Source organism: Nocardia spumae, assembly GCF_020733635.1.
Lineage (GTDB): Bacteria > Actinomycetota > Actinomycetes > Mycobacteriales > Mycobacteriaceae > Nocardia > Nocardia spumae.
The window spans coordinates 2,377,142-2,399,866 of the sequence record NZ_JAJFZL010000001.1 but is presented as its reverse complement, the minus strand read 5'-3'; the positions used below and the strand labels follow the sequence as shown (position 1 = coordinate 2,399,866).

The following is a 22,725-nucleotide window of genomic DNA, read 5'->3' as shown; positions in this document are numbered from 1 at the left end:
TCGACTCACGCCCCCTCGACCCCCTCGGGTTTGACGATGATCTTGACGTGGCCCCGCGGATCGCGCAGGGCGGCGAAGGCCGCGCCGACACCGTCGAGGCCGACCCGGCCGGTGATGATCGCCTCGGCATCGATCTGCCCGTCGGCCAGGCGCCGCAGGGTGACGTCGTAGGCGTCCTGGTAGGGGCCGTGGCCGAAATTGACGGCGATCCGGCGGAACTGCGGCACGACCGGCACGATCGTCTCCTCGGCGAATCCCGCCGCGAGGACCTGGATCCGGGAGTTGAACGGCAGCCGATACATCAGATCGTTGAGGATCCCGGTCCGGCCGCTGCACTCGTAGGCGATGAGAGTGCCGTCCGCCGAGTCGCCGACGAGGGTATCGCCGTCGGCGATCAGCGCGTTCCACACATCGATCGGATCGCGCTCGGCCGGATCGACCACGACGTCGGCGCCCATCCGGGCCGCGAGTTCCCGTCGGGTGGCCGACGGTTCGGCGGCGATCACCATGGCAGCACCGTGTGCCTTCGCCGCGACGACGGCGCCCAAACCGATGGTGCCGCAGCCGATCACCAGTGCCGAATCCCCGGGACGCAGCCCGGACTGCTGCACGTGCATCTCCCCCACGTGCAGGGGTTCGGCCAGGGTGGCGTGCTCGAGCGACAGCGACTCCGGCACCGGGCGCACCCAGTAGGCGTCGACCACGATCTGCTCGCCGAACCCGCCGTGATAGCTGTTGGAGTATCCGATGATGGTCGGGATCCCGGTCGCGGTATCGGTGGCCAGACCGATCCCCGCCACTCGGTCGCCGATGGCGAATTCGGTGACGCCGGGCCCGATTTCGGTGATCAGGCCGGCGTATTCGTGCCCGAGCACGACCGGCCGATCGGCGTCGAAGGCCGCGAGCGGATATCCCCCGGCCACCGCCACGTCGACGAACCGGCACGGATCCTTCGACACGGACAGGTCACTGCCGCAGATCCCGCAGGCTGCGACCGCGATGCGAACCTGGCCCGCGCCGAGCGCCGGCGGATCGGCGATCTCGGCGACGGTGAAACGGCCGTCGGCGAATTGTGCTGCGCGCATGATCAGGCTCCTGTCGCGGCGGTGCCGTAGTAGTCGGTATGCGCCTTGGTGAGGGCGGTGACCAGCCGGCCGACCAGCACCTCGTGGTGGTCCTCGGCGTACTGCAGGCTGGCCTCACGGCCTCGGTTGCGATCCTTGAAATGCGGGATCACCTCCGAGGCGAACAGCTCGTAACTGCGTTTGGTCGCCTCCCAGTCGGCCATGTCGACGTGCAGGATCAGCAGTGCGCCGAATCCGCCGGTCTTGTCGATCAACCGCTGGATCTGCTCGACGGCCTCGTCCGGAGTGCCGATGATCGCCTGACCGAACTCACCGAGAGTCTCGTTGCGCCACTGGTCGACGATGCCCGCGGGCGTCTCGGCCCACCGCGGGCGCTGACCGGTCTGCCGGTTGACGTAGGCGGCCATCGAGCCGATGCGCCGGGCCACCGCCCGCTCGGCGTCGCCGCGTGATTCGGCCAGGAAGATGGGATTGACCAACCGCCAGTTCGCGCGATCGGCCCGATGCCCGGAATCGGCGCACGCCTTCTCGTAGACGCCCCAATTGCGGTCGAGGGCTTCGAATCCCGACGGTGAACTGGCCGCCAGCGACAGCAGCGACAAGCCGTGGGTGCCCGCGAGCACGGACCCGTTCGGCGAGATCGTCGAGGCCGCGGCGACCTCGATTCCGGCCGGGTCGTAGGTCGGCAGCTGGGCCCGCGCGTCGCGCAGGGTGAACCAGTCGGTCTCCATCGTGACCTGCTCACCGCGCAACAGCGGCAGAATCGCCGCCAGCGCCTCGCCCTGGCGGCGGCGCTGATCGGAGGGATCGATACCCATCATGTGCGCGTCGAGCGGGATCTTGCCCGGACCGGTACCGAAGATGACCCGCCCGCGGGTCTGCAGGTCGAGCTGGGTGATGCGGTCGGCGGTGACCAGCGGGTGGTGATAGGGCAGCGACACGACCCCCGTGCCGAACCGGATGCGGCGGGTGCGCTCGGCGGCCGCGGCGATGAACAGATCGGGGGCGGGCACGATTTCGGCGCCGGTGGAGTGGTGTTCACCCATCCACGCCTCGTCGAAACCGAGGTGGTCCAGATGCTCCATCAGATCGAGGTCACGACGCAGCTGCAGTGCCGGATCGGCGTCGAGGGGGTGGTAGGGCGCCAGGAAGGCGCCGAATCGGATCGAACTGGGGGTCCACATGACGGATGCGTCTCCTCTTCGGAAGGGCTGTGATCGAGCTCACCGCCGATGCATCATGCTTAACATGGATCAACTGATCCAAAAGTAGCTCGGCCCATCCACCGGGACCGGTCGCGAAAACTGCGTGTAATCAATGAACTTCGCCGTATCGGCAGGGATAGAATCGGCGCTGTTATGGATCATCTGATCGAGAAGTGTCCCGGACCGGCGGCAGTGGTTCCCACCGGTTCGGTTCCCCTGTGCGATTCTCGGGCGGTGACCACCTCGACCGGCAACCGCCAGGGCAGCGCCACCCGGACCCGCCTGGTGAAGACCGCCGAACGCCTCTTCGCCGAACAGGGTGTCGACGCCGTATCCGTGCGCGCGGTCAACGCCGCCGCCGGCCTGGGGCCGGCATCGGTGAACTATCACTTCGGCACCAAGGACGATCTGCTGGCCGCGGTCCTGCTGGATCTCGGCGCGAGCGTGCGCGACGGCATCCGGCGCCGTGTCGACGAGCTGGCCCGGCGACCGGAACCGCCCACCGCCGGCGAACTGGTACACGTGGTGACCGAACCGTATCGAGATCTGTTGCGCCGTCATCGCACTCGCGGAATGCGCTGGATCAGGATCGTCTCGCAGATGTCGGCACGCGATCATCCGGCGCTGGATGCCACGGAGAACGATCTGCGGGCCGCACTGCTCGTCCAGGTCCGGCGCACCTTTCCGGGGACCGACCCCGAGCGGCTCGAACAACGCTGGGCCGTGGCGCTGATGGTGTTCCTGCAGGCACTCGGCCGCGCCGAGGAGTGGAATGCCCGGCACGGCGCGACTCCCGGCCCCGCGGCACTGACCGACTATTTCGACGATCAGGTCGAATTCCTCACCGGCGGACTGGTTCACCTGATGCGGTGAACGCTCACGCCTTGGCGAAGATCCGCACCGCGGTATCGCGCAGGCCGATCGCGGGCCGGGAGGCGGGCACCATCAGCGCAGAGGCCAGCCGCACGCCCCGATGCCGGCCGCCGATATGGTCCCGGTGCCGGGATTCGTAGCGCCGCAACGCACCGTCCGGATCGCGCGGGGCGGCGGCGAGTTCCTCGGCCAGGGTGTGCGCACCGGCGATCGCCAGACTGGAGCCGTCGCCGAACAGCGACAAGCAGGACGCGGCATCCCCGACCACGGCCACCCGGCCGTGTGACCATCGCGGCAGCGATACCCTGCTGACGGCGTCGAAGTAGAGATCGCCGCCGTCCCGCAGGTGGTCGAGCACGGTATCGAACGGCCCTGTCCGGCCCGTGAACTCCTCGATCAGCAGCCGGCGATGCGCGTCGGTGTCGCGGTAGTCCAGATCCGCGATCGCCGCGTGCCGGAACATGAATGCCGCGATCGGATGGCCACCCGCCGGATGGACCGAGAGCGACCGTCCGGGCGAGTTGTACATGACCACCTCGTCGGCACCACCCCACGCCCGCGGCACCGGCATGGTGGCGATGTAGATACCCATATGCCGCACGAACTCTCGTTCCGCGCCGAAGGTCAGTCCCCGTACGGCCGAATGCAATCCGTCCGCGCCGACCACGTAGTCGTAGCGCCCGCCGGCGCCCGACTCGAACTCGACCGACACGCCGCGGGCGGACTGTTCGAGCGCGGAAATACCGTCACCCCAGCGCATCTCGACTCGGTCCCGGGACGCACCGGCGAGGATCCCGGCCAACTCGGCACGAGCGAGCTCCAGCGCCCCGGCGGCCGGATCACTCACCCGCATCACCGCTTTCGCCCGCCCGTTCGCGTCGACGAAGGACAGTCGATCGACCGCGGTCGCCGCCGCGCGCAGCGCGGGTAGCACCCCCATCTCGGTCACCACGTCCAGGGCCCGGTCGCGGACGTCCACCGGATTACCGCTGGACCGCTGCCCCCGCGCCCGCTCGACCACGGTCACCTCGAATCCGTTCCGGGTCAGCCAGTACGCGAGCGTCGATCCCGCGATACCCGCACCGGAGATAAGCACCGTCGTCATCGTTTTACGCCTTTCCTAAGTGGACGAAATTCGTCCGTTTGAACTCGATGGTAGAGTAAACGGACGAATTTCGTCCACTTGAAATCGGTATGGCACCGGAAGGAGACCGCTGATGCCATCGGAACTGACCGGTGAACTGCGCGCCGACGCGCGTAGCAACCGCGACCAGATCCTGCTCACCGCGCTGGAGGTCTTCGCCGAACGCGGCACCGACGTGCCGATGAAATATCTCGCCGATCGGGCCGGCGTCGGCGTCGGCACGCTGTATCGCCGCTTCCCCGACCGCGACACCCTCGTGATCGCGACCGCCCGCGCGCACCTGAACCGGCTCGCGGAGCTCGCCGAGAGCGCGCTCGCGGAGGAACCGACCGCCTGGGACGCGCTGTGCCGGTTCCTGCGGGAATGCCTGATTCTGCGACTGGGCGCCCTGGCCGACGCGATCGAGCCCGCCGTACACACCATGGTCCGCGCCGACCCTCGGGTGGGCGAGGTGCGCACGCGGGTCACCGACGCGCTCGCGGCCATGGTCGAGCGCGCGCAGCGAGACGCCGATCTGCGCCGCGACGTCGACGCCGACACCATCGGCCTGCTGCTGACCACCCGGCTCCACATCCAGCCCGGAGAGTCCGGCGAGGCGGCCGTGGACCGGGTGCTGCCGATCCTGGTCGACGGCTTACGCGGCCCGAGTACCGTCGATTAGGTGAGATGGTGGCGTGGACGCGGATCCGGCGACGAGGGCAGCCCGCTCGGCGCCGAGATGGACCAGCTGTTCGGCCCGTCCCGCAAGCACATTCACGAACGCAAGGAATGGGTCGCGGTCGCGAAGGTCGACGATCGCCTGTCCGGTGACGATCCGATCGTGGACCTGCCCGGCGGCACCGTCACCCTGTCGCCGGCGCGGCCCGCGTCCGGCGAGTCGGCCACCCGGCCGAGCTGACGACCACTCGTTCTCGACTACTCGGCGGCCGCCGATGCCGCCCGCGGATTCCGTGCGGCCCGGCGGCGGCGGTGCGCCTTCTGCCGACACGCGGACGAGCAGTAGCGCGCCGGCCGGCCGGTCGCCGAATGCGGTAAACCGGCCCCACAGATCGGGCATCGCCCCGGATCCCGACTTTCGTCACTCCCCGGACTTTCGTCACGGCGATCCGAAGAATTCTCGCGTTTCGTTACGGTCGATTCGGCGCGCATGGCCTGCAGCAGCATCGCGGCCGGACGGGACAGTTCGGTGCGGACATTCGAAGCCCGCTGGATGGCAACACATCCGGTGAAGATCGCCAGCACATCGGTGAGGGTCAGATCGGCACGCACCCCACCGGCACGCTGGGCCGCGTGCAGCAGCTGTCCCAGCGCCAGGTGAAACCGCTCCCCCGCATCCCGGAGCAGCACTCGCGGCCAGCCGTCATCGGCCTCCAGCAGATCGCACATCGCCTTGTTTCCCGGAGTGCGCGTGACGATCTCGCGACAGAAGTCCAGGAAAGCGGCGGTGGGGTCCGGGGCGTCGCGCAGGGTCAGCGCCCGCGCGGTCAGCCGGTCGATCCGCTGCTGGATCACCGCCTCCAGCAGATCGGTCTTGGTCGGGAAATGCCGGTGCACAGTGCCCGCGCCGACACCCGCGCGCCGCGCGATCTCCGACAGCGATACCGACATTCCGGATTCGGCGAAGGCTCGCTGAGCGGCGGTGAGCACCCGGGCCCGGTTGCGGCGGGCGTCGATTCGAGTGGCCGGTACGGCGGGTGCCGGTGCGTTCATGGCGTGACGAAACCCCTTCACCGACGGCTGGCACAGACGCCGGTCGCGTTTCTATCGTGCAGATACGGGTTGACCAACCCGATTCTACCGAAAGGGCTGCACACGACCATGACCGAGCACAACGACCTCGTTCTCGTCACCGGCGCGACCGGCAACCAGGGTGGCGCGACCGCCCGCGCACTGCTGTCGAGCCGGACGCCGGTTCGCATCCTGGTCCGCGATCCCGACGCCCCGGCCGTCCGGGAACTGGCCGGACGGGGAGCTCAGGTCGCCGTCGGCGACTTCGACGACCCACCCACCCTGGCGGCGGCGGTGGCCGGAACCCGAGGCGTCTTCGCCGTCCCGCCGGCGGCGTTCGGGCCCGACGGCTGGGATGTCGAACTCGAGGCGACTCGCGGCCGCGCACTCGTCGACGCCGCCCGGCACGCCGGAACCGACCATATCGTCTTCACCGGGGTCGCCTCGTTCGACAACGAAATCCCTTGGGGCAGTGCCGGAAAGCGCCAGATCGAGGAGGCGCTCGCGGCGAGCGGTATGCGATACACCATCCTGCGCCCGGTCCGGTTCATGGAGAACTACCTCGCGCAGGGCCTGCCGGTCGACGGATTCGTCGACGGCGTGAACACCCATCTGTTCCCGTCCGAGCGGCCGCTGCAGATGATCGCGGTCGACGATATCGCCGCCGTCGCCGCGGCGGCGTTCGCCGATCCCGCACGATTCACCGGACAGATCCTCGAACTCGCCGGCGATGCCGTGACCCCCTCGGCCGCGATGGAGCTCATTTCCCGGGCGACCGGATTCCCGGTGCGGTATCACGAGCTCACCGAGGCGCAAGCCGACGAACTCGGCGAGCAGATCGGCAATACGTGGCGCCTGACCCATCAGGGGCACGGCTGGCGCGCCGATATCGAACAGATCCGCCGGATCCATCCGGGCCTGCAGAGTCTCGAGACCTGGCTCACCACCACCGGCGCGGCGGTCCTGAAGTCCCGGCTGGCCGGATGAGATCGGCTAGGTGGACGCGCCGACCAGATTCTGGCCGCGCATCCGCTGCGAGATGACCTGGGTGATGCCGTCGCCGCGCATGCTCACGCCGTAGAGCGCGTCGGCGATCTCCATGGTCGGCTTCTGGTGGGTGATCACGATCAGCTGGGACTTCTCCCGCAGCTGTTCGAACAGGCCGATGAGCCGACGCAGGTTGGTGTCGTCCAGGGCCGCTTCGACCTCGTCCATCACATAGAACGGTGAGGGACGGGCACGGAAGATCGAGACCAGAAATGCCACCGCGGCAAGGGATTTCTCGCCACCGGACAGCAGTGACAGCCGCTTGACCTTCTTCCCCGGAGGCCGGGCCTCCACCTCGATTCCGGTGGTGAGCATATCGGAGGGGTCGGTCAGCAGCAGCCGGCCCTCACCGCCCGGGAAGAGCCTGCCGAAGACCTGCACGAACTCGCGTTCCACATCCTCGTAGGCCTCGGTGAACACCTGCAGGATGCGCGCGTCGACCTCGGCGACCACGTCGAGCAGATCCTGGCGGGCCTTCTTGACGTCCTCGAGCTGCGTGGACAGGAAGGTGTAGCGCTCCTCCAGCGCCGCGAACTCCTCCAGCGCAAGAGGATTCACCTTGCCGAGCGTGGTCAGATCCTTCTCGGCACGTTTGACGCGACGCTCCTGCGTGGCGCGGTCGTAGGGCATCGGTTGCGGCGGGCTGACCTGATCACCGCGTTCGCGGGCCTGTTCGTACTCCTGCAGTTCCAGGGCGGTGGGCGGCATCGGGACGTGCGGGCCGTATTCGGCGACGAGTTCGTCCAGGGCGATGCCGAACTGCTCGGCGATGGTGGTTTCCAATTGTTCGATGCGCAAGGCGGACTGGGCACGCGCCACCTCGTCCCGGTGCACGGCGTCGGTCAGCTGGGTGAGCTGGGTGGTCAGGGCCCGCGCCCGTTCCTTGGTCTGATCGACCTGCGCCGCGCATTCGGTGCGGCGGCGCACCAGCTCGTCGCGCCGTGCGGCGGCCTCGCCCACCACCGTTTCCAGTTCGGCGGCGATCCGCTCCGCGGATTCGGCGACCACCGCCGCCACCTCGGCGGCGCGCCGCCGGGCCGCCTGCGCGCGCTCGGCTCGCGCACGCGTCTCGCGTTCGGCCCGGGCGGCGCGCCGCAGCGAATCCGCTTTTCCGCGAACCGATTCCGCGCGTTCCTCCGCGGTCCGCACCGACAGCCGCGCCTCCACCTCCATGGCCCGCGCCTCGGCCAGGGCGGCGGCGGCTTGCTCGCGTTCCTGCCCGGCGGCATCGGTTCCGGCGTCGGCATCGGAATCCAGATCCGAGTGCTCGGATTCGGCATGGCGCAGCCGGCCCTCGAGGTCGGCCAGGGCCGTCAGATTCTCGTCGCGGGTGGTCTCGGCCTCCGCGCGTTGCGCCAGCAGGCGTTCGTAGTCGGTGCGCGCGCCGCGCGCGGTGGCGCCGAGCCGACCGAGCCGGTCGTAGATCGCGACCATCGCCTGATCGGATTCGTGCAGGGCGAGCAGTGCCTGATCGACGGCCTGTTTGCGATCGCCCTGCTCGGCCAGCGCACCCGACAGCGCCGCCTCGAGCTCCTCGGCCTGCCGCTGCCACGACACCAGTTCGGCGGCGGCGGTGTCGATATCGGCCTGGACCTCGAGCTGGCTGGGGGCGCGATCGGAACCACCGAGCACCCAGCCGGATCCGCTCAGATCGCCGTCGCGGGTCACCACGCGCAAGTCGGGCCGGGCGGCGAGCACGTCCGCGGCCCGCGCCAGATCGTCGACGACGACGGTGCCCGCGGTGAGGGCGGCGACCGCACCACGCAGCCGGTCCGGGTACTCGACCACCTCGGCGAGCCGGCGCGCGCCCGCGGGCAATTCACCTTCGGCGGGCTCGGCGGCCAGTGGCGCCGCGCCGGCGTAGACCAGCGCCGCCCGGCCGCCGTCGGCCTCCTTGAGCTCCCGCACAGCGGCGTGTGCGGTGGCGCCCGAATCCGCGGCGACGGCATCGGCCAGCGGACCCAGCGCGGCCGCGACCGCGGCCTCGAATCCGCTGTGCGCCCGCACCATTCCCGACAGCGGTCCGAGCATCCCGTCCCGATGGTTGTCCAGCAGCCAGGCGCCGCCGTCCCTGCGGGCCAGCCCCATGGTGAGCGCCTCGATGCGGGCGGTCAGCGAGGCCACCTTCTTACCGGCCTCGCGGTCGCGCTCGCGCAGTTCGGTCACCCGCGCGTCGACCAGTTCGAGCGCCTGCGCGGCATGTTCGTAGGCGGCGTCGAGCCCTTCTTCCCCGGCATCGAGTTCGCTCAATTCCGTCTGCACCGACTCGAATTCGGCCTCGGCCTCGTCACCGCGCTGGCGTGCGGCGGTCAGCGACTCGGACAGCCGGGCGATATCACCGTCGGCCGATTGGGCACGGTGCCGCAGCGTGTCGACCTGACCGGCCAGGCGGGCCAGCCCTTCGCGCCGGTCGGCGATCGCGCGCACGGCCGCCAGATGGGCCTGCTCGGCGGCCTTGGCGGCCTGTTCGCGGTCGATCAGCTGATCGCGCGCGGCCTCCAGGGTGGCCGAGGCCACCTCGACCGCCTCGAGTAGTTCGGCCTCCTCGGCCTGCACCCGATCGGCTTCGGCCTCGAGCTGCTCGGGATCGCGACCGGTCCCGGTCGGCTGTTCGATGGTGAGGTTGCGGGCCCGGTCGCGCGCGATGCGGATGGTCGCGTTGACGCGCTCCACCAGTGCCGAGAGCTGGAACCAGGTCTGGGCGGCGGCCTCGGCCCCGGGGGTCAGCCGCGACAGCTGGAACTCCTGCTGCGCCAATGCCGCGTTGGCCGCGTCGAGTTCGGCCTGCACGGTGATCTGCTGCTCGCGGGCGTAGGCCTCCTTGCTCTGCTGACTCTCCAGCTCGCGCCGCCGCACCACCAGATCGTCGGCGGCCAGCCGCAGGCGGGCATCACGCAGATCCGCCTGCACGGTCGCCGCCCGCCGCGCCACCTCGGCCTGGCGCCCCAGTGGTTTGAGCTGCCGGCGCAATTCGGTGGTGAGATCGGTCAGGCGGGCCAGATTCGCCTGCATGGCGTCGAGTTTGCGGACCGCCTTCTCTTTGCGTTTGCGGTGTTTGAGCACACCCGCGGCCTCCTCGATGAAGGCCCGGCGATCCTCGGGACGAGATTCCAGAATCGCCGACAGCTGTCCCTGGCCGACGATGACGTGCATTTCCCGGCCGATACCGGAGTCCGACAGCAGTTCCTGCACGTCCATCAACCGGCAGGAGTTGCCGTTGATCTCGTACTCGCCCGCGCCGTCGCGGAACATTCGCCGGGTGATCGACACCTCGGAGTAGTCGATCGGCAACGCTCCGTCGGAGTTGTCGATGGTGAGGGTGACCTCGGCGCGACCCAGCGGCGCACGCCCCGAGGTACCGGCGAAGATCACGTCCTGCATTTTCCCGCCCCGCAGCGCCTTGGCGCCCTGCTCCCCCATCACCCAGGTCAGCGCGTCGACGACGTTCGATTTGCCCGAGCCGTTCGGGCCCACCACACAGGTGATGCCGGGCTCGAGGCGCAGCGTCGTCGCGGACGCGAAGGATTTGAATCCCTTCAGCGTCAGACTCTTCAGGTGCACAGTCGGTCAGGCTACCCGGTCGCAGGGCGTAGCCGGTCGTATGCCGGGCGAACGCGCACGCGGCCCCGTCGCCGTCCCGAGCCGCGAATTCCCTCAATAAGTTAACGGTCATTTGCGCTCTGGTAGGACCGAATGAGATGGTAGAAGCCCATTTACCGTACAAGGAGTTCTTCGTGAATCTGGACTGGTCACCCACCGATCTGGCGTTTCGCGACGAGGTGCGGCGCTTCCTGGACGAGAATCTGACCCCGGAACTACGTCGCGCCGGTCAGCTCGCCACCAGCGTGTACCCGGATCACGAGGCCAGCATGCGGTGGCAGCACATCCTGAACGCCCGCGGCTGGGCCGCACCGGCCTGGCCGGTCGCGCACGGCGGCTGCGACTGGAGCATGACGCAGCACTACATCTTCGATCGTGAATCCACGCTCGCGGGTGCGCCCGCACTGTCGCCGATGGGTATCCGGATGGTCGCGCACGCGATCATCGCCTTCGGCACCCCCGAGCAGAAGGACTTCTTCCTGCCTCGCATCCTCACCGGTGAGGTCTTCTTCTGCCAGGGCTATTCCGAGCCGGAGGCCGGTTCCGATCTGGCCTCGCTGACCATGGCCGCGGTGTCCGACGGCGACGATCTGGTCTGCACCGGATCCAAGATCTGGACCACCCACGCCAGCGAGGCGAACTGGATCTTCGCCCTGGTCCGCACGTCGAAGCTGGAACGCAAACAGCAGGGCATCACCTTCGTGCTGATTCCCATGGACACCCCGGGTATCGAGATCCGGCCGCTGGTCATGACCTCCGGCGAGCAGGTGCAGAATCAGGTGTTCTTCGATCAGGTCCGGGTGTCGAAGACCAATGTCATCGGCCGCGTCGACGAGGGCTGGACCGTCGCCAAACATCTGCTCAACTTCGAACGCGGTGGTTCGGCCTACGGCCCGGCCCTGCAGGTGCTCGCCGAATCGCTGGCCGCGCACGCGGCCGCACAGCCCGGCTTCGCCGGCGGCAGCCTGCTCGACGAGCCCGCCTTCGCCGCCAAGCTGGCCGATGCGCGGATCCGCGCCGACGTGCTCGAGATCCTGGAATACCGGACCATGTCGGCCATCTCGCGCGGCAAGGACCCCGGTCCGGCGGCGTCCACGATCAAGATCCTGGGCACCGAATTGAGCCAGCAGCTCACCGAACTGGCCCTCGAGGCCGCCGGACCGCGCGGGCGGGCCTATCAGCCGCATGCGGCGATGCCGGGTGGGCCGGTCGCCGATTTCGTCGCACCCGCCGACGGATATCTCAGCGGCGAACCGTGGCAGGCCGTGGCGCCGCTGCGGTACTTCAACGACCGGGCCGGCTCGATCTACGCGGGCAGCAACGAGATTCAGCGCAACATCATCGCCAAGGCAACCCTGGGACTGTGAGATGGACTTCGAATTCACTGCCGAACAGCAACTGCTCGGTGACACGGTCACCGAATTCCTCGCCGCGCGCTACGACCTCGAGAAGAGCCGTGCGGCGGCCCGGGTCGGCGCCGGACATCAGCCCGAGATCTGGCGCGGCTTCGCCGAAGAGGTCGGCATTCTCGGCGCCGGTCTGCCCGAGAGCGTCGGCGGCTTCGACGGCGGCGCGATCGAGACCATGATCATCGCCGAGGCCCTGGGCAGCGCGCTGGTGGTCGAGCCCTATATCGACACCGCCGTACTCGGTGGCGGGCTCCTGCGGCGCGCGGGGGGCAGGGCGGCCGACGAACTGCTGCGTGGCATCGTCGACGGCTCGGTCGTCACGGCCCTGGCCGGGCTGGAACCGCAATCCGGATACGACCTGCACCGCATCGCGACCACCGCGCGCCGCGACGGGGACGGGTGGATCATCGACGGCGCCAAGACCGGCGTCACCAGCGCACCGCTGGCCACCCATCTGCTGGTCACCGCGCGCACCGAGGCGGGGCCGGGGCTGTCGCTGTTCGTCGTGGCGGCCGATTCCGCCGGCGTGACACAGCACGCCTATCGCACCATCGACGAACGCCGCGCGGCCGATCTGGTGTTCGAGGGGGTACGGGTGCCCGCCGACGCGCTGCTGGGATCCGAAGGCGCGGCCGATGATTCACTCGAACTCGGGGTCGACGAGGCGATCGCGGCGATCTGCGCCGAGGCCGTGGGAGCGATGCGCCGGGTGCTCGCCGAAACCGTGGAGTACAGCAAGCAGCGCCGGCAGTTCGGGGTGCCGATCGGCAGCTTCCAGGTGCTGCAGCATCGCATGGTCGATATGCATCTGGAACTCGAACAGGCCGTCGCCGCCACCTATCTGGTGACGCTGAAGCTCGATGCCGAACCCCGGGTCCGGGCCCGCGCGGCCGCCGCCGCCAAGGCCACTATCGCCCGCGCCGCCGGATTCATCGGTCAGCACGCGGTGCAGTTACACGGGGCGATGGGCATGACCGAGGAGCTGGCGATCGGACACTTCTTCAAGCGGCTCACCGCGATTCGCTACGAATGGGGCTCGGCCGATCAGCACATCGCGCGCTACGCAGCGCTGACCCGGCCGTGAATCCCGGGGTTCACCGACGCGGGAGGGCTCCCGCCACCGCAGCAGCCATGTTTCACCGAAACCACTGGCGCTGTGCGTGACTCGGGTTCGACGACCGACCAGGCCGACGCATCTTCGCGCCCGGCCTGGTCGGACGCTCCCCGGTTCGGCTCACCCATCGCAACTGTCCGTGAAATCGTTTGAGTCGCAAACAAGTTCACGCATGGGCTCTCCCAGCGCTGGGAGGGCTCATCCCTTGACTGGTGATCTGGCACACACCACACTCTGACTACTCCAGCACCTCTGGAGACTTGTCGGCCGGCATGGTGAGTTTCTGAACGAATCGAGGGTTCGGGTTATGACGACGAGTATCGCGGCTGTATCGACTGAAACCGAAGTACCTGCTGCGGATTTCGATACGACACATCTCAAAGAGAACCTGCGTTGGGGCCACTTGTTCTGGCCGGGCTCCACAGCCTTGACCGAGGAGCAGATCGACGATCGAGTAACCCGCTACCAGCGGTCACTGGAGCGCTTCCGGGCCAGTGGCATGCAGGGCAACTACCTGCCCGATGATCTGGAAGTGGATTCGGCGTGGCATGCGCACCAGTGTGACCCGGTCGGCTACGCGGAGTTCTGCACCCGGTATTTCGGCGGCATTCTCGCCCACACCGTGACGCTGTGCGTCTGCAAGCTGGTCGAACTCGACAAGAAGTGATCCACGAGAATTGATCCGTTCGGTGCAGCTCCCCTTCCGGGGAGCTACACCCCATCGGCAACTATCCGACCGCGCGCGACCGATGGCGGCCGTCGGCACACCGCTCACGTGGACCGATCGCACTGTTCATATGGTCATGAATTGCGATATGGTCGTTCGGTTTTCGAGGAACCAGCGATGAAGATTTCGATCGAGCAGCCGGCGCGCCCGGTCACGGCGACCACTTCCGAACGCATCACCCGAGACAACTGGGCTGACGAATTCTTCGACGAAGGCTTCCGCGAAACATTCACCATCCTAGGCAAATACGATCACACCGAGAGCGAGATCGATGCGATTGTCGCCTTGCTGCGATTACCCCTCGGAGCGCGAATACTCGATGTCCCTTGCGGATTCGGCCGTCACACCGGACCGCTCGGTCGGCGCGGCTATCGTATCGTCGGTATAGACAACTCACCGAAACAACTCGACGACGCCCGGCGGCGATACCCTGACTGCGCCTTCGTCCTGACCGATATGCGAACGCCACCCGCAGGTCCATACGACGCAATTTTGAACCTGTGGACCAGCTTCGGCTTCTTCGATACCCGCGAGGAAGACCTTGCCGCCCTCGCGGCCTGGGCCGATGTTCTCGTGCCCGGGGGCAAGCTCGTCATGGAAATCGATACTCTCGAATACTTCGAGCATCGAGTGCGCAACGGCAGCGAATTGATCAGCACGCAGCTGGTGCAACGGTCCGATCTCGTCGGTCACGCTCGATATGATTGGACCACCCAGGAACTCGACCTTCACTGGAAGCGTCCTGGATGGTCCCGGCAGTGTCGGCTCAACATGTACTCCCGCTCGCAACTCGAGACAGCGATCCACGAAGCCGGATTCGGCCACGTGGCATTCGCAGCCGATTTTCACGGCCGTCCGATAGACCTGGGCAGCGGCACCGTCATCGTCGCAACCAAGTAGCGCGGCACACTCGCCGGTGAGTGTCGTCGGGTACCTGCCGACGACACTCACCGACTCGGCGGATCGCCTATTTCTTCTCCACGGTCCTGGCGAGGAGCCCGAGCGAGGCCCGCAGCACGAATTCGGGAAGAATCGGGAAGATTCCCATTTCGCGGTATTGCGCCGGGATCTGACTCCAATCGTAGTAGGACGTCACCGAGGCGCCGATCTCGCTGGGTTCTACGCGGTAGCCGTAGCGGTGGTCGATCGGCACCTGGCCCTCGCGGCCGACCGTCCACGCGATATGGGCGTCCTTTTCGAATGCGGTGATGGTCACCGTGACGTCGTACTTTCCCATGTCGGGAAAGTCATTGAGCGATTCGCGATCCATGTGCACGACGAATTCATCTCCGACGGCGGTGATTGTTTCGCCTTCTGCTGATTGCAGCATGCCCGTGCTGTCGATCGACACATGCCCTTCGGGTGAGCACAGCAGGGCGAAGATCTCGGCCGGCTGTGCCGCGATCTCCCGTCGGACCTCGAACCGTTCTTCAGTCATGAGATCATTTTCGCGCGAAAGCTGATGCAAAGACGGTTCGAATATAGCCACCAGTGATAAGTCGGGATGCGGACGCGGGTGCGCCATCCATCCCGAAAAACACTCCGATACAGATCATTTCGCCGATCTCGCCGCTTTGGGACCGGACGTTTCGGATATCGTCCCCCGCACACCGGTCGGCACACCGCCGCGCGGCGACGAGGCGGGTCTCGCGGCCGATATCGTAGCCGCACAAAGTCATTTCCCCGCCGAGCTGTCGCGGACACGCGTTCTCACCGTCAATGGTGCAGCCACACAAGGAATTACCGCGCCTTGGTCGGGTGAGCGCGCCCGAGGCGACGGTGATATGCGCGGATGCCGCCGCGGGTGAATCAGACCTTGCCGTATCTGAGTTCACGTTTCAGGATCTCGCCGCTGCCCGCCTTGGGAAGGTCACCGACGAACTCCACGATCCTCGGGCGCTTGTAACGGGCAAGCCGGCGTTCGAGCCAGCCGAGCAGTTCGGTCTCGTCGAGCTCCTGACCGCGGCGCAGCACCACAACCGCTTTCACCGTCTCACCCCAGTGCGGGTGGGGTACGCCGACGACGGCAGCCTCGAGCACCGCGGGGTGCGCACCGATCACGTTCTCGACCTCGACCGAGTAGACGTTCTCACCGCCCACGATGATCATGTCCTTGAGCCGGTCGTGGACGTAGAGGAATCCATCGTCGTCGATCATTCCGATATCGCCGGTGCGGAACCAGCCGTCGGCGGAAATCACGGCCGCGGTCTCCGCGGGTTTGTTCCAATATCCGATGGTCAGTTGCGGCGTCCGCAGCCAGATCTCGCCGTCCTCACCGGCGCCGAGGTCGCGACCGGTGGAAACATCGACGATCCGGCCCTCGCAGTTGGGCAGGATGCGGCCGACGCTACCCGGGTGCCGGTCGACCTCCCCCCGGCGGAGGATCGGCGCGGCCACCACCCCGGCACAGGTTTCGGTCAAGCCATACCCCTGCGAGAAGCCGGTCTGCGGCAGCATCTCCATCGCTTCGTCGATCAGCGAGCTGTGCGAGGGCGCGGAGCCGTAGATGATCACCTCGAGACTGGACAGGTCGAAGGTCTCGGCGGCGTTCTCGGCAACCATGCCGGCCAGCAGGGTCGGCACCACGCTGGTGTGGGTGACACCTCGGTCCTCGACGGCGCCGGCGATCTCGGCGACCGAGGTGCCCGACGGGATCACCACCTCCCCACCCAGATGCACGCAGCACATCATCGAGCTCATCCCGCTCATGCGAAACAGCGGCAGGCAGGTCATGTATTTCATCTCCGGATGCAACGCCCAGGCTGCCGCCGCCTGCTGGGCCATCTCCCGCAGATTTCGCTCGACCAGCTGAATGCCCTTGGGCTCGCCGGTGGTGCCGGTCGTGTAGGCCAGCAACACGACGGACTCGTCGGTTTGATCGACATCCGGCGCGTAGCCGGAATCCCCTGCGACATACCAGCGCTCGAAGTCGGGCCCGTCCAGCAGGACTACCGGACACCGTGGATCCAACCCCGCTGCCAACTCCCGTTCGGCGAAGAGCAGGGACGGGTCGCAGTCCTCCAGCACAGCCCGGATCTCGGTCGCCGTCAGCCGCCAGTTCAGACCGACCAGCGCGATACCGGCCCAGGAGGCAGCGTAGACGAGCTGGACGTAGGCCAAGTCGTTGTGCGCGAGCACCGCCATCCGGTCTCCCCGGCGTAGACCGGCAGCGTGCAGCCGGTCCGCGATTCGCGCCACGTCCCCGGCGAACTCCGCATAGGTCTGCGACCCCGCGGGCGCGCTGATCGCGCGGCATCCCGCGCGTTCGCGGGCATGCCCGACCAGCACGCCGGCCAGCGTCGGTGGGTGAGGGATGGTCATCGGCGTCTCCCTGGATCCTCGGCACCGGAAAGGCGATCACCGCACAGGTGCCCACCGCCCCGCGGTCTGCCGCGGGTCCCGACGATGCTGCCGGGGATCGTATCCAGGACACAATCGAGTTGTCACGCGATTCGAACGGACGCTTGCCCTGTGGGCCGAATCGAGGCACGAACATGCTCGCGACACGGCCGAAGCCTGGCTCGGTAGCGCGAAACCTACTGCGCCGCACCAGGCCTCGGCACCCACTTGCCCGCATGGCCGCTCGATCGCGCATCGGGCGACGGTTTCGGCTCTGCGCGACGGCCATCATCGCCGGGCGTGGTTGCGCCACAGCTCATTTCATACCTCCCCCGAACATGTTTCCGGCCGGAATCCGAGGAGGATTCCGGCCGGAAACGCGCCGGGCGGCGAAACGCGGGACACCCACGCCACCGTCGGGGCGAACCGCGAATCGCGATCCCGACGTGTCCGGGTCACCCCCGCACGCTGGTCAGCGCACCGGGGTGAAATCGCGCGAGGCGATATAGGTCGGCCGTGGATGCGTTCCCGCATACGGCTGTTCCAGGGTGTTCTCCACGCTGTTGAACACCAGGAAGATGTTCGAGCGCGGGAACGGGGTGATGTTGTTCGAGGACCCGTGCATGATGTTGGAATCGAACAGCAGTGCCGAACCGCGCGCGCCGGCGAACTGCGCGATGCCGTACTTGTCGGCGAGCTGCGTCAGATCCTCCTGCTCGGGCACTCCGATCCATTGCTCCCGCAACGATTCTCGGTAGTGATCGTGCGGAGTCTCCCCCTGGCACGGCATGAACCGCCGATGCGACCCGGGCAACAGCATCAGGCTGCCGTTGAACGGATAGTTCTCGGTCAGGGCGATCGACAGACTCACCGCTCGCGGTGACGGCATGCCGTCCTCCGCGTGCCACGTCTCGAAATCCGAATGCCAGTAGAAACCGGCACCCTGGAATCCGGGCATGTAATTGACCCGGCTCTGATGGATGTAGACGTCGGAGCCGAGCACCTGACGGGCGAGTCCGACGATGCGCTCGTCGCGGACCAGCTCGGCTACCATCGCACTGATCTTGTGCACCTCGAAGATCGATCGAACCTGGTTCGACGTCTTCTCGATGATCACTCGTTCATCCGAATGCAGGGCCGGATCGGCTGCCAGCCGGTCGATTTCGGCGGCGACATCGGCCACCTCCATCGGGCTGAGCAACTCGTCGATGATCGCGTACCCATCGGCATCGAAATGCTCCAGTACCGGTGTCGACACCGTCCCCCACACCGTGGGATCAGGGCGTTCCACCGACGGTACCGCTACGGCCGTTCTGGTCCGATAGCGGTCGATTCGACTGTCCGCCAACGTCATCGCGGGGTCGTCCTCCTAACTACCTCACTACTCGCCTACCTCGACCAACGGGTAGACACCGTTCTCGTCGTGAACCTCCTTGCCGGTGACAGGAGGATTGAAGACACACAGCATCCGCATCAGGGTGCGGGTTTCGACACGATGGCGTTCGTGCCCGTTGAGCAGGTACATCGTTCCGGGGGCCAGGTCGTAGGTGACCTGGTTGTCCAGATCGGTCAGCGTGCCCTCGCCCTCGACCAGCCACACCGCTTCGACGTGGTTCTGGTAGTGGAATTCGTGCACTGTTCCGGGCTGGATCGTGGTCTCGTGGAAGGAGAAGCCCACGCCGTCGCCGCCGAGGACGATCCGCTTGCTTCGCCAGTCCTCCGCCGCGACGTCGCGGTCGGTGCCGGTGATCTCGGCGGTGGTACGCACGATCATTCAGTTGCCTCCTCGGGCCATATCGACTGCCCGGCCCAGAATGCCCAGGCCATGGTCGAGTTCGTCATCGGTAATCGTCAGCGGCGGCAGGAGCTTGACCACCTGATCCTCGGCTCCCGAGGTTTCCACCAGCAGACCCTCCTCGAAGGCGATGCTGGAAACCTTGCCCGCCTCGGAGGAATCCTCGAATACCAGTCCCTGCACCATGCCGCGTCCGCGAGTGGACACGCCGTCGAAGTTCTCGGACAGGTTCTCGAACGACTTTCGAATCTTGTCGCCCTTGGCCAGAGTCGACTCCTCGAGCCGCGCATCGGTCCAGTAGTGCTCGAGGGCCACGCGCGCGGTCACGAAGGCCGGGTTGTTGCCGCGGAAGGTGCCGTTGTGCTCACCGGGGGCCCACACGTCGAGTTCCCGCTTCATCAGCACCAGCGCCAGCGGCATGCCGTAACCACCGATCGACTTGGAGAGAGTGACGATATCGGGAGTGATACCGGCGATCTCGAAGGAGAAGAACGGACCGGTGCGACCGCAACCCATCTGCACATCGTCGACGATCAGCAGGATCCCGCGGGCAGCGCAGACCTCCGACAGTTGCCGTAGCCACTGCGCACGCGCGACGTTCACACCGCCTTCGCCCTGCACGGTCTCCACGATAACCGCGGCCGGCTTGTCCACACCGGAGGAATTGTCGTCGAGGACGCGCTCCATCCAGGCCAGGTCATCGGCACCGTCGAGGTAGCCGTCGTAAGGCATCGGATTGACGTGGTTCAGCGGCACGCCGGCACCGGCGCGCTTGGTCGCGTTACCGGTCACCGACAGCGCACCGAGAGTCATTCCGTGGAACGCGTTGGTGAAATTCAGGATGTTGGTGCGACCGGTCACCTTGCGGGCCAGTTTCAGCGCCGACTCGACGGCATTCGCACCGGTAGGGCCGGGGAACTGGACCTTGTAATCCAATCCGCGCGGGTCCAGGAGAACGTTGTTGATCGTCTCCAGCAATTCACGCTTCGCAACGGTCGACATATCGAGTCCGTGCGTAATTCCGTCACGAGCGATGTAATCGATCAGAGCTTCTTTGAGGACGGGGTTGTTATGCCCGTAGTTGAGCGCACCCGCGCCCGCGAAGAAATCGAGGTAATCACGTCCGCTGCCGTCGCGCAGCCAGGCGCCGGAAGCGGTGTCGAACAGCGTCGGCCACGAGCGGCAATATCCGCGCACATTCGATTCGAGAGATTCGAAAACGGTCATCTCAGCGGTGGTCATCGATGATCCTTCCTATCTTTTTGCGTCGCTCTACAGCGGCGCGATCCGGTACAGGTCTTCGGATTCGTGCCCGTCCGGAAAATCTTTTGGCTCGAACAACGTCTGGCGGATTATTTCCGCCCCTCGGCGTCGCGCCAGCGAGCCGAACATGGCCAGCGACGCTTCGTTGTCCGGCGAAACAGTCGTTTCCAATACCGAAACACCTTGTTCGGCGGCCTGCTCCACCAGTCCGTCCAACATCGAGACACCGACACCACGTCCACGGAAGGCGTGATCGACGGCGACCTGCCAGATGAACAGCGTGTCCGGAGACTGCGGCCGCACGTAACCGGTAACGAAACCGGCTGTTCGCGAGTCGATTTCGGCCACCACGGAGGTGGTCCGGAAGTCACGACACCACAGCAGATATGAGTAGCTCGAATTGGCGTCCAACACCTTCGAATCGACAGCGATCCGCCACATCGAGGCGCCGTCTTCCACCCGCGGCGCACGAATCACCGGAGGGGTCGAGGTGTTCCGACGGCCATCTGTCCTGTCGTCGGCGGGAGAAGTAGAAGGCATACTCCGCGTTCGGGTCTGCATCACCTCTTCAGAATTGCCCGCGAACGTTGAGTTCTATCGGCCGAATACTTTACGGTTGTGTTACAGAAGTATGATCGGTGAATTTCGTCACGATCGGCAACCACACGGTGAATCTGGCACCACCGCCGGGACGGTCGTCACATTTCACCCGTCCGCCGTGCGCCGCAACGGTTTCGGCCACCAGCGCCAATCCGATACCGGTGCCCGAACGTTTCCCGCGACGGACTGTCACAAATCTTTCGAAGATGCGCTGCCGGTCCCGCGGTGCGACACCGGGGCCGGCGTCGTCGACCGTGATCGCCATTTCGTCTCCGTCGCGGGCGACACCGACCGCGACCACCCCTCCCCCGTGCCGCTGCGCATTCTCGAGCAGATTTACGACTGCTCGCTCCAGCTCGAGTTTTCGTCCGGTAACGATTCCGTCCTCGGTGACGGTCAGCAGATCCTGCGAGTAATGCATTTCGGCCAGGGTGTGGGTCAGCAATTCGTTTATGGACAACGGTTCGGCATCGGAACCGTGCATGCGCGCCTCGGCGCGGGCCAGTGCCAGCAGATCGTCGAGCAGCCTGCGCAGATGATCGAGTTCGGCGCGTACCAGTTCCAGTGCCCGGCGCGACCGTTCGGGCAGCTGGTCCTCGTAGCGCGACATCACGCCGACACTGGTGGTCAGCGTCGTCAGCGGCGTCCGCAATTCGTGACTCACATCACCGACCAGACGCCGCTCCCGATCGATGCGGTTCTGCAGCGAATCGACCATGGTGTTGAACGCGTCGACCGTCGGCGCCAGATCCGGATCGTCGGTATCGGGCAACCGGGTGCCCAGCTCACCCGAGGCGATCTTCGCCGCGGTACCGGTGACCTGGCGCAACGGCTCCAACAGCCGGTGCGACAACCACAGTCCGAAGAGTGCGCCGATCACCGCGCCCGCGAGACCACCCACCAGCCAGATGTGCCACACGTCGCCGCCGATCGCCGCGATCACGACCGCGAGCAACGCCGATACCAGGCCGGTAACCGTGAAGGCGACGATCACCCGGCCGCGCAGAACCTGGCGGCGAGGCAGGCGCGGAAATCTAGCGCTGCACATCGAGGCGGTAGCCGAGCCCACGCACGGTTACCACGATCGCGGGTTCCGACGGATCGCGTTCGATCTTGGTCCGCAGGCGCCGGACATGCACGTCCACAATCCGCTCGTCACCGAAAAACCCCCGGTCCCAGACCCTTTCGAGGAGGACGCTGCGAGACAGCACCCGCCCCGGGGTCTCGGCCAGCTCACACAGCAACCGGAATTCGGTCAGGGTGAGATGCAACTCCTCGTCACCGCGGTGGACGGTGCCACCGTCTGCCGACAGCACCAGCGGGGCATCGGTGGAGGCGTCGAGCACGACCTCCTGCGGAGTCGGCGGCTCGACGGTTTGCTGGGCGCGACGGCGCAGCGCCCGCATCCGGGCCGTGATCTCCTTGATCTCGAACGGCTTGGTGACGAAATCGTCGGCGCCGGCCTCGAGCGCGGCCACGACGTCGTGGGTGTCGTCGCGCGCGCTGACGACGATGATCGGCACATCGTGGTCGCGACGAATCTCACGAATACAGGTGAAGCCGTCCATCTCGCCCAGCATGAGATCGACGATCATCACATCGGGTGCGCCGTTGTCGCGCAGATGTTCGAGCGCATCCTCGGCCTCTTCGGCCTCGGCGACGTCGTAGCCCTCGTCCTCCATGGCCAGCCGCAGCGCACTGCGGACCCGGTCGTCGTCCTCTACGATCATCAGATTTGCACTCATCACAACACCTCGTCCAGCTGCGCCTCATCGGATCGCGGGTCGCCGACCCGT

The 22,725-nt window shown here is 66.8% G+C and carries 21 protein-coding genes; 8 read left to right on the top strand and 13 right to left on the bottom strand.

Annotated features, from left to right (window positions below; all coding sequences use genetic code 11):
• Positions 1-5: 5 nt before the first annotated feature.
• The gene (locus tag LKD76_RS10370) at positions 6-1,085 is read right to left on the bottom strand and encodes an alcohol dehydrogenase catalytic domain-containing protein (protein ID WP_227980819.1); all 1,080 of its coding nucleotides are present in this window, start codon (positions 1,083-1,085) and stop codon (positions 6-8) included.
• A gap of 2 nt (positions 1,086-1,087) precedes the next feature.
• A complete protein-coding gene (locus LKD76_RS10365) occupies positions 1,088-2,269 on the bottom strand; it encodes an LLM class flavin-dependent oxidoreductase (RefSeq protein ID WP_227980818.1) in 1,182 nt (393 codons plus the stop codon).
• A gap of 255 nt (positions 2,270-2,524) precedes the next feature.
• Here LKD76_RS10365 and LKD76_RS10360 point away from each other — a divergent pair, with 255 nt between their 5' ends.
• A complete protein-coding gene (locus LKD76_RS10360; RefSeq protein WP_227980817.1) occupies positions 2,525-3,163 on the top strand; it encodes a TetR/AcrR family transcriptional regulator in 639 nt (212 codons plus the stop codon).
• A gap of 4 nt (positions 3,164-3,167) precedes the next feature.
• On the opposite strand, the gene LKD76_RS10355 is transcribed toward LKD76_RS10360, so the two are convergent.
• Entirely contained in the window at positions 3,168-4,268 is a 1,101-nt protein-coding gene (locus tag LKD76_RS10355; RefSeq protein WP_227980816.1) for an FAD-dependent monooxygenase, read from the bottom strand.
• A gap of 112 nt (positions 4,269-4,380) precedes the next feature.
• On the opposite strand from LKD76_RS10355, the gene LKD76_RS10350 reads away from it, so the two are divergent.
• Together LKD76_RS10350 and LKD76_RS10345 are read left to right on the top strand one after the other, a co-directional pair.
• The gene (locus LKD76_RS10350) at positions 4,381-4,968 is read left to right on the top strand and encodes a TetR/AcrR family transcriptional regulator (RefSeq protein ID WP_227980815.1); all 588 of its coding nucleotides are present in this window, start codon (positions 4,381-4,383) and stop codon (positions 4,966-4,968) included.
• A complete protein-coding gene (locus LKD76_RS10345; protein ID WP_227980814.1) occupies positions 4,969-5,205 on the top strand; it encodes a hypothetical protein in 237 nt (78 codons plus the stop codon).
• Positions 5,206-5,222: 17 nt separating this feature from the next.
• Here LKD76_RS10345 and LKD76_RS10340 read toward each other — a convergent pair whose 3' ends face one another.
• Entirely contained in the window at positions 5,223-6,017 is a 795-nt protein-coding gene (locus tag LKD76_RS10340) for a TetR/AcrR family transcriptional regulator (RefSeq protein ID WP_227980813.1), read from the bottom strand.
• Positions 6,018-6,125: 108 nt separating this feature from the next.
• Between LKD76_RS10340 and LKD76_RS10335 the strand changes: the two genes are divergently transcribed.
• On the top strand, positions 6,126-7,022 hold the full coding sequence (locus LKD76_RS10335) for an NmrA family NAD(P)-binding protein (protein ID WP_227980812.1): 897 nt from the start codon (positions 6,126-6,128) through the stop codon (positions 7,020-7,022).
• A 6-nt stretch (positions 7,023-7,028) separates the two neighbouring features.
• Here LKD76_RS10335 and smc read toward each other — a convergent pair whose 3' ends face one another.
• Positions 7,029-10,643, bottom strand: a complete 3,615-nt coding sequence (gene smc, locus LKD76_RS10330) for a chromosome segregation protein SMC (protein ID WP_227980811.1) — start codon at positions 10,641-10,643, stop codon at positions 7,029-7,031.
• 173 nt (positions 10,644-10,816) lie between these two features.
• Between smc and LKD76_RS10325 the strand changes: the two genes are divergently transcribed.
• From LKD76_RS10325 to LKD76_RS10310, 4 genes are all read left to right on the top strand, one after another.
• Positions 10,817-12,049 carry an acyl-CoA dehydrogenase family protein gene (locus tag LKD76_RS10325; RefSeq protein WP_227980810.1) on the top strand — a complete coding sequence of 411 codons (1,233 nt, stop codon included), beginning with the start codon at positions 10,817-10,819 and terminating at the stop codon, positions 12,047-12,049.
• A gap of 1 nt (position 12,050) precedes the next feature.
• Positions 12,051-13,175 carry an acyl-CoA dehydrogenase family protein gene (locus LKD76_RS10320; RefSeq protein WP_227980809.1) on the top strand — a complete coding sequence of 375 codons (1,125 nt, stop codon included), beginning with the start codon at positions 12,051-12,053 and terminating at the stop codon, positions 13,173-13,175.
• 337 nt (positions 13,176-13,512) lie between these two features.
• Complete coding sequence (locus tag LKD76_RS10315; protein ID WP_227980808.1) at positions 13,513-13,872, top strand: hypothetical protein; 360 nt, start codon at positions 13,513-13,515, stop codon at positions 13,870-13,872.
• A gap of 177 nt (positions 13,873-14,049) precedes the next feature.
• Entirely contained in the window at positions 14,050-14,832 is a 783-nt protein-coding gene (locus tag LKD76_RS10310; RefSeq protein WP_227980807.1) for a class I SAM-dependent methyltransferase, read from the top strand.
• Between the two features lie 67 nt (positions 14,833-14,899).
• Here LKD76_RS10310 and LKD76_RS10305 read toward each other — a convergent pair whose 3' ends face one another.
• The 8 genes from LKD76_RS10305 to LKD76_RS10270 all read right to left on the bottom strand — a co-directional run bounded on the left by LKD76_RS10305 (position 14,900) and on the right by LKD76_RS10270 (position 22,674).
• Entirely contained in the window at positions 14,900-15,370 is a 471-nt protein-coding gene (locus tag LKD76_RS10305) for an SRPBCC family protein (protein WP_227985186.1), read from the bottom strand.
• A gap of 371 nt (positions 15,371-15,741) precedes the next feature.
• Positions 15,742-17,253 (bottom strand): class I adenylate-forming enzyme family protein, encoded by a 1,512-nt coding sequence (locus LKD76_RS10300; RefSeq protein WP_227980806.1) that lies wholly within the window; start codon positions 17,251-17,253, stop codon positions 15,742-15,744.
• Positions 17,254-17,743: 490 nt separating this feature from the next.
• Positions 17,744-18,625, bottom strand: coding sequence for an ectoine hydroxylase (thpD, locus tag LKD76_RS10295; RefSeq protein ID WP_227980805.1), 882 nt, complete (start codon positions 18,623-18,625; stop codon positions 17,744-17,746).
• 27 nt (positions 18,626-18,652) lie between these two features.
• A complete protein-coding gene (locus LKD76_RS10290) occupies positions 18,653-19,045 on the bottom strand; it encodes an ectoine synthase (RefSeq protein ID WP_227980804.1) in 393 nt (130 codons plus the stop codon).
• Positions 19,046-20,308 carry a diaminobutyrate--2-oxoglutarate transaminase gene (gene ectB / locus LKD76_RS10285; RefSeq protein ID WP_227980803.1) on the bottom strand — a complete coding sequence of 421 codons (1,263 nt, stop codon included), beginning with the start codon at positions 20,306-20,308 and terminating at the stop codon, positions 19,046-19,048.
• 30 nt (positions 20,309-20,338) lie between these two features.
• The gene (gene ectA, locus LKD76_RS10280; protein ID WP_227985185.1) at positions 20,339-20,890 is read right to left on the bottom strand and encodes a diaminobutyrate acetyltransferase; all 552 of its coding nucleotides are present in this window, start codon (positions 20,888-20,890) and stop codon (positions 20,339-20,341) included.
• Positions 20,891-20,939: 49 nt separating this feature from the next.
• Positions 20,940-21,923 carry a HAMP domain-containing sensor histidine kinase gene (locus tag LKD76_RS10275; protein ID WP_227980802.1) on the bottom strand — a complete coding sequence of 328 codons (984 nt, stop codon included), beginning with the start codon at positions 21,921-21,923 and terminating at the stop codon, positions 20,940-20,942.
• Between the two features lie 40 nt (positions 21,924-21,963).
• On the bottom strand, positions 21,964-22,674 hold the full coding sequence (locus LKD76_RS10270; RefSeq protein ID WP_227980801.1) for a response regulator transcription factor: 711 nt from the start codon (positions 22,672-22,674) through the stop codon (positions 21,964-21,966).
• Positions 22,675-22,725: the final 51 nt, after the last annotated feature.

Excerpts from the sequence above, each read along its gene's own strand:
- LKD76_RS10370 (WP_227980819.1), bottom strand. The coding sequence starts at position 1,085 with ATGCGCGCAGCACAATTCGCCGACGGCCGTTTCACCGTCGCCGAGATC.
- LKD76_RS10365 (WP_227980818.1), bottom strand. The coding sequence starts at position 2,269 with ATGTGGACCCCCAGTTCGATCCGATTCGGCGCCTTCCTGGCGCCCTAC.
- LKD76_RS10355 (WP_227980816.1), bottom strand. The coding sequence starts at position 4,268 with ATGACGACGGTGCTTATCTCCGGTGCGGGTATCGCGGGATCGACGCTC.
- LKD76_RS10350 (WP_227980815.1), top strand. The coding sequence starts at position 4,381 with ATGCCATCGGAACTGACCGGTGAACTGCGCGCCGACGCGCGTAGCAAC.
- LKD76_RS10340 (WP_227980813.1), bottom strand. The coding sequence starts at position 6,017 with ATGAACGCACCGGCACCCGCCGTACCGGCCACTCGAATCGACGCCCGC.
- LKD76_RS10335 (WP_227980812.1), top strand. The coding sequence starts at position 6,126 with ATGACCGAGCACAACGACCTCGTTCTCGTCACCGGCGCGACCGGCAAC.
- LKD76_RS10320 (WP_227980809.1), top strand. The coding sequence starts at position 12,051 with ATGGACTTCGAATTCACTGCCGAACAGCAACTGCTCGGTGACACGGTC.
- LKD76_RS10315 (WP_227980808.1), top strand. The coding sequence starts at position 13,513 with ATGACGACGAGTATCGCGGCTGTATCGACTGAAACCGAAGTACCTGCT.
- LKD76_RS10310 (WP_227980807.1), top strand. The coding sequence starts at position 14,050 with ATGAAGATTTCGATCGAGCAGCCGGCGCGCCCGGTCACGGCGACCACT.
- LKD76_RS10305 (WP_227985186.1), bottom strand. The coding sequence starts at position 15,370 with ATGACTGAAGAACGGTTCGAGGTCCGACGGGAGATCGCGGCACAGCCG.
- LKD76_RS10300 (WP_227980806.1), bottom strand. The coding sequence starts at position 17,253 with ATGACCATCCCTCACCCACCGACGCTGGCCGGCGTGCTGGTCGGGCAT.
- thpD (WP_227980805.1), bottom strand. The coding sequence starts at position 18,625 with ATGACGTTGGCGGACAGTCGAATCGACCGCTATCGGACCAGAACGGCC.
- LKD76_RS10290 (WP_227980804.1), bottom strand. The coding sequence starts at position 19,045 with ATGATCGTGCGTACCACCGCCGAGATCACCGGCACCGACCGCGACGTC.
- ectB (WP_227980803.1), bottom strand. The coding sequence starts at position 20,308 with ATGACCACCGCTGAGATGACCGTTTTCGAATCTCTCGAATCGAATGTG.
- ectA (WP_227985185.1), bottom strand. The coding sequence starts at position 20,890 with ATGCAGACCCGAACGCGGAGTATGCCTTCTACTTCTCCCGCCGACGAC.
- LKD76_RS10270 (WP_227980801.1), bottom strand. The coding sequence starts at position 22,674 with ATGAGTGCAAATCTGATGATCGTAGAGGACGACGACCGGGTCCGCAGT.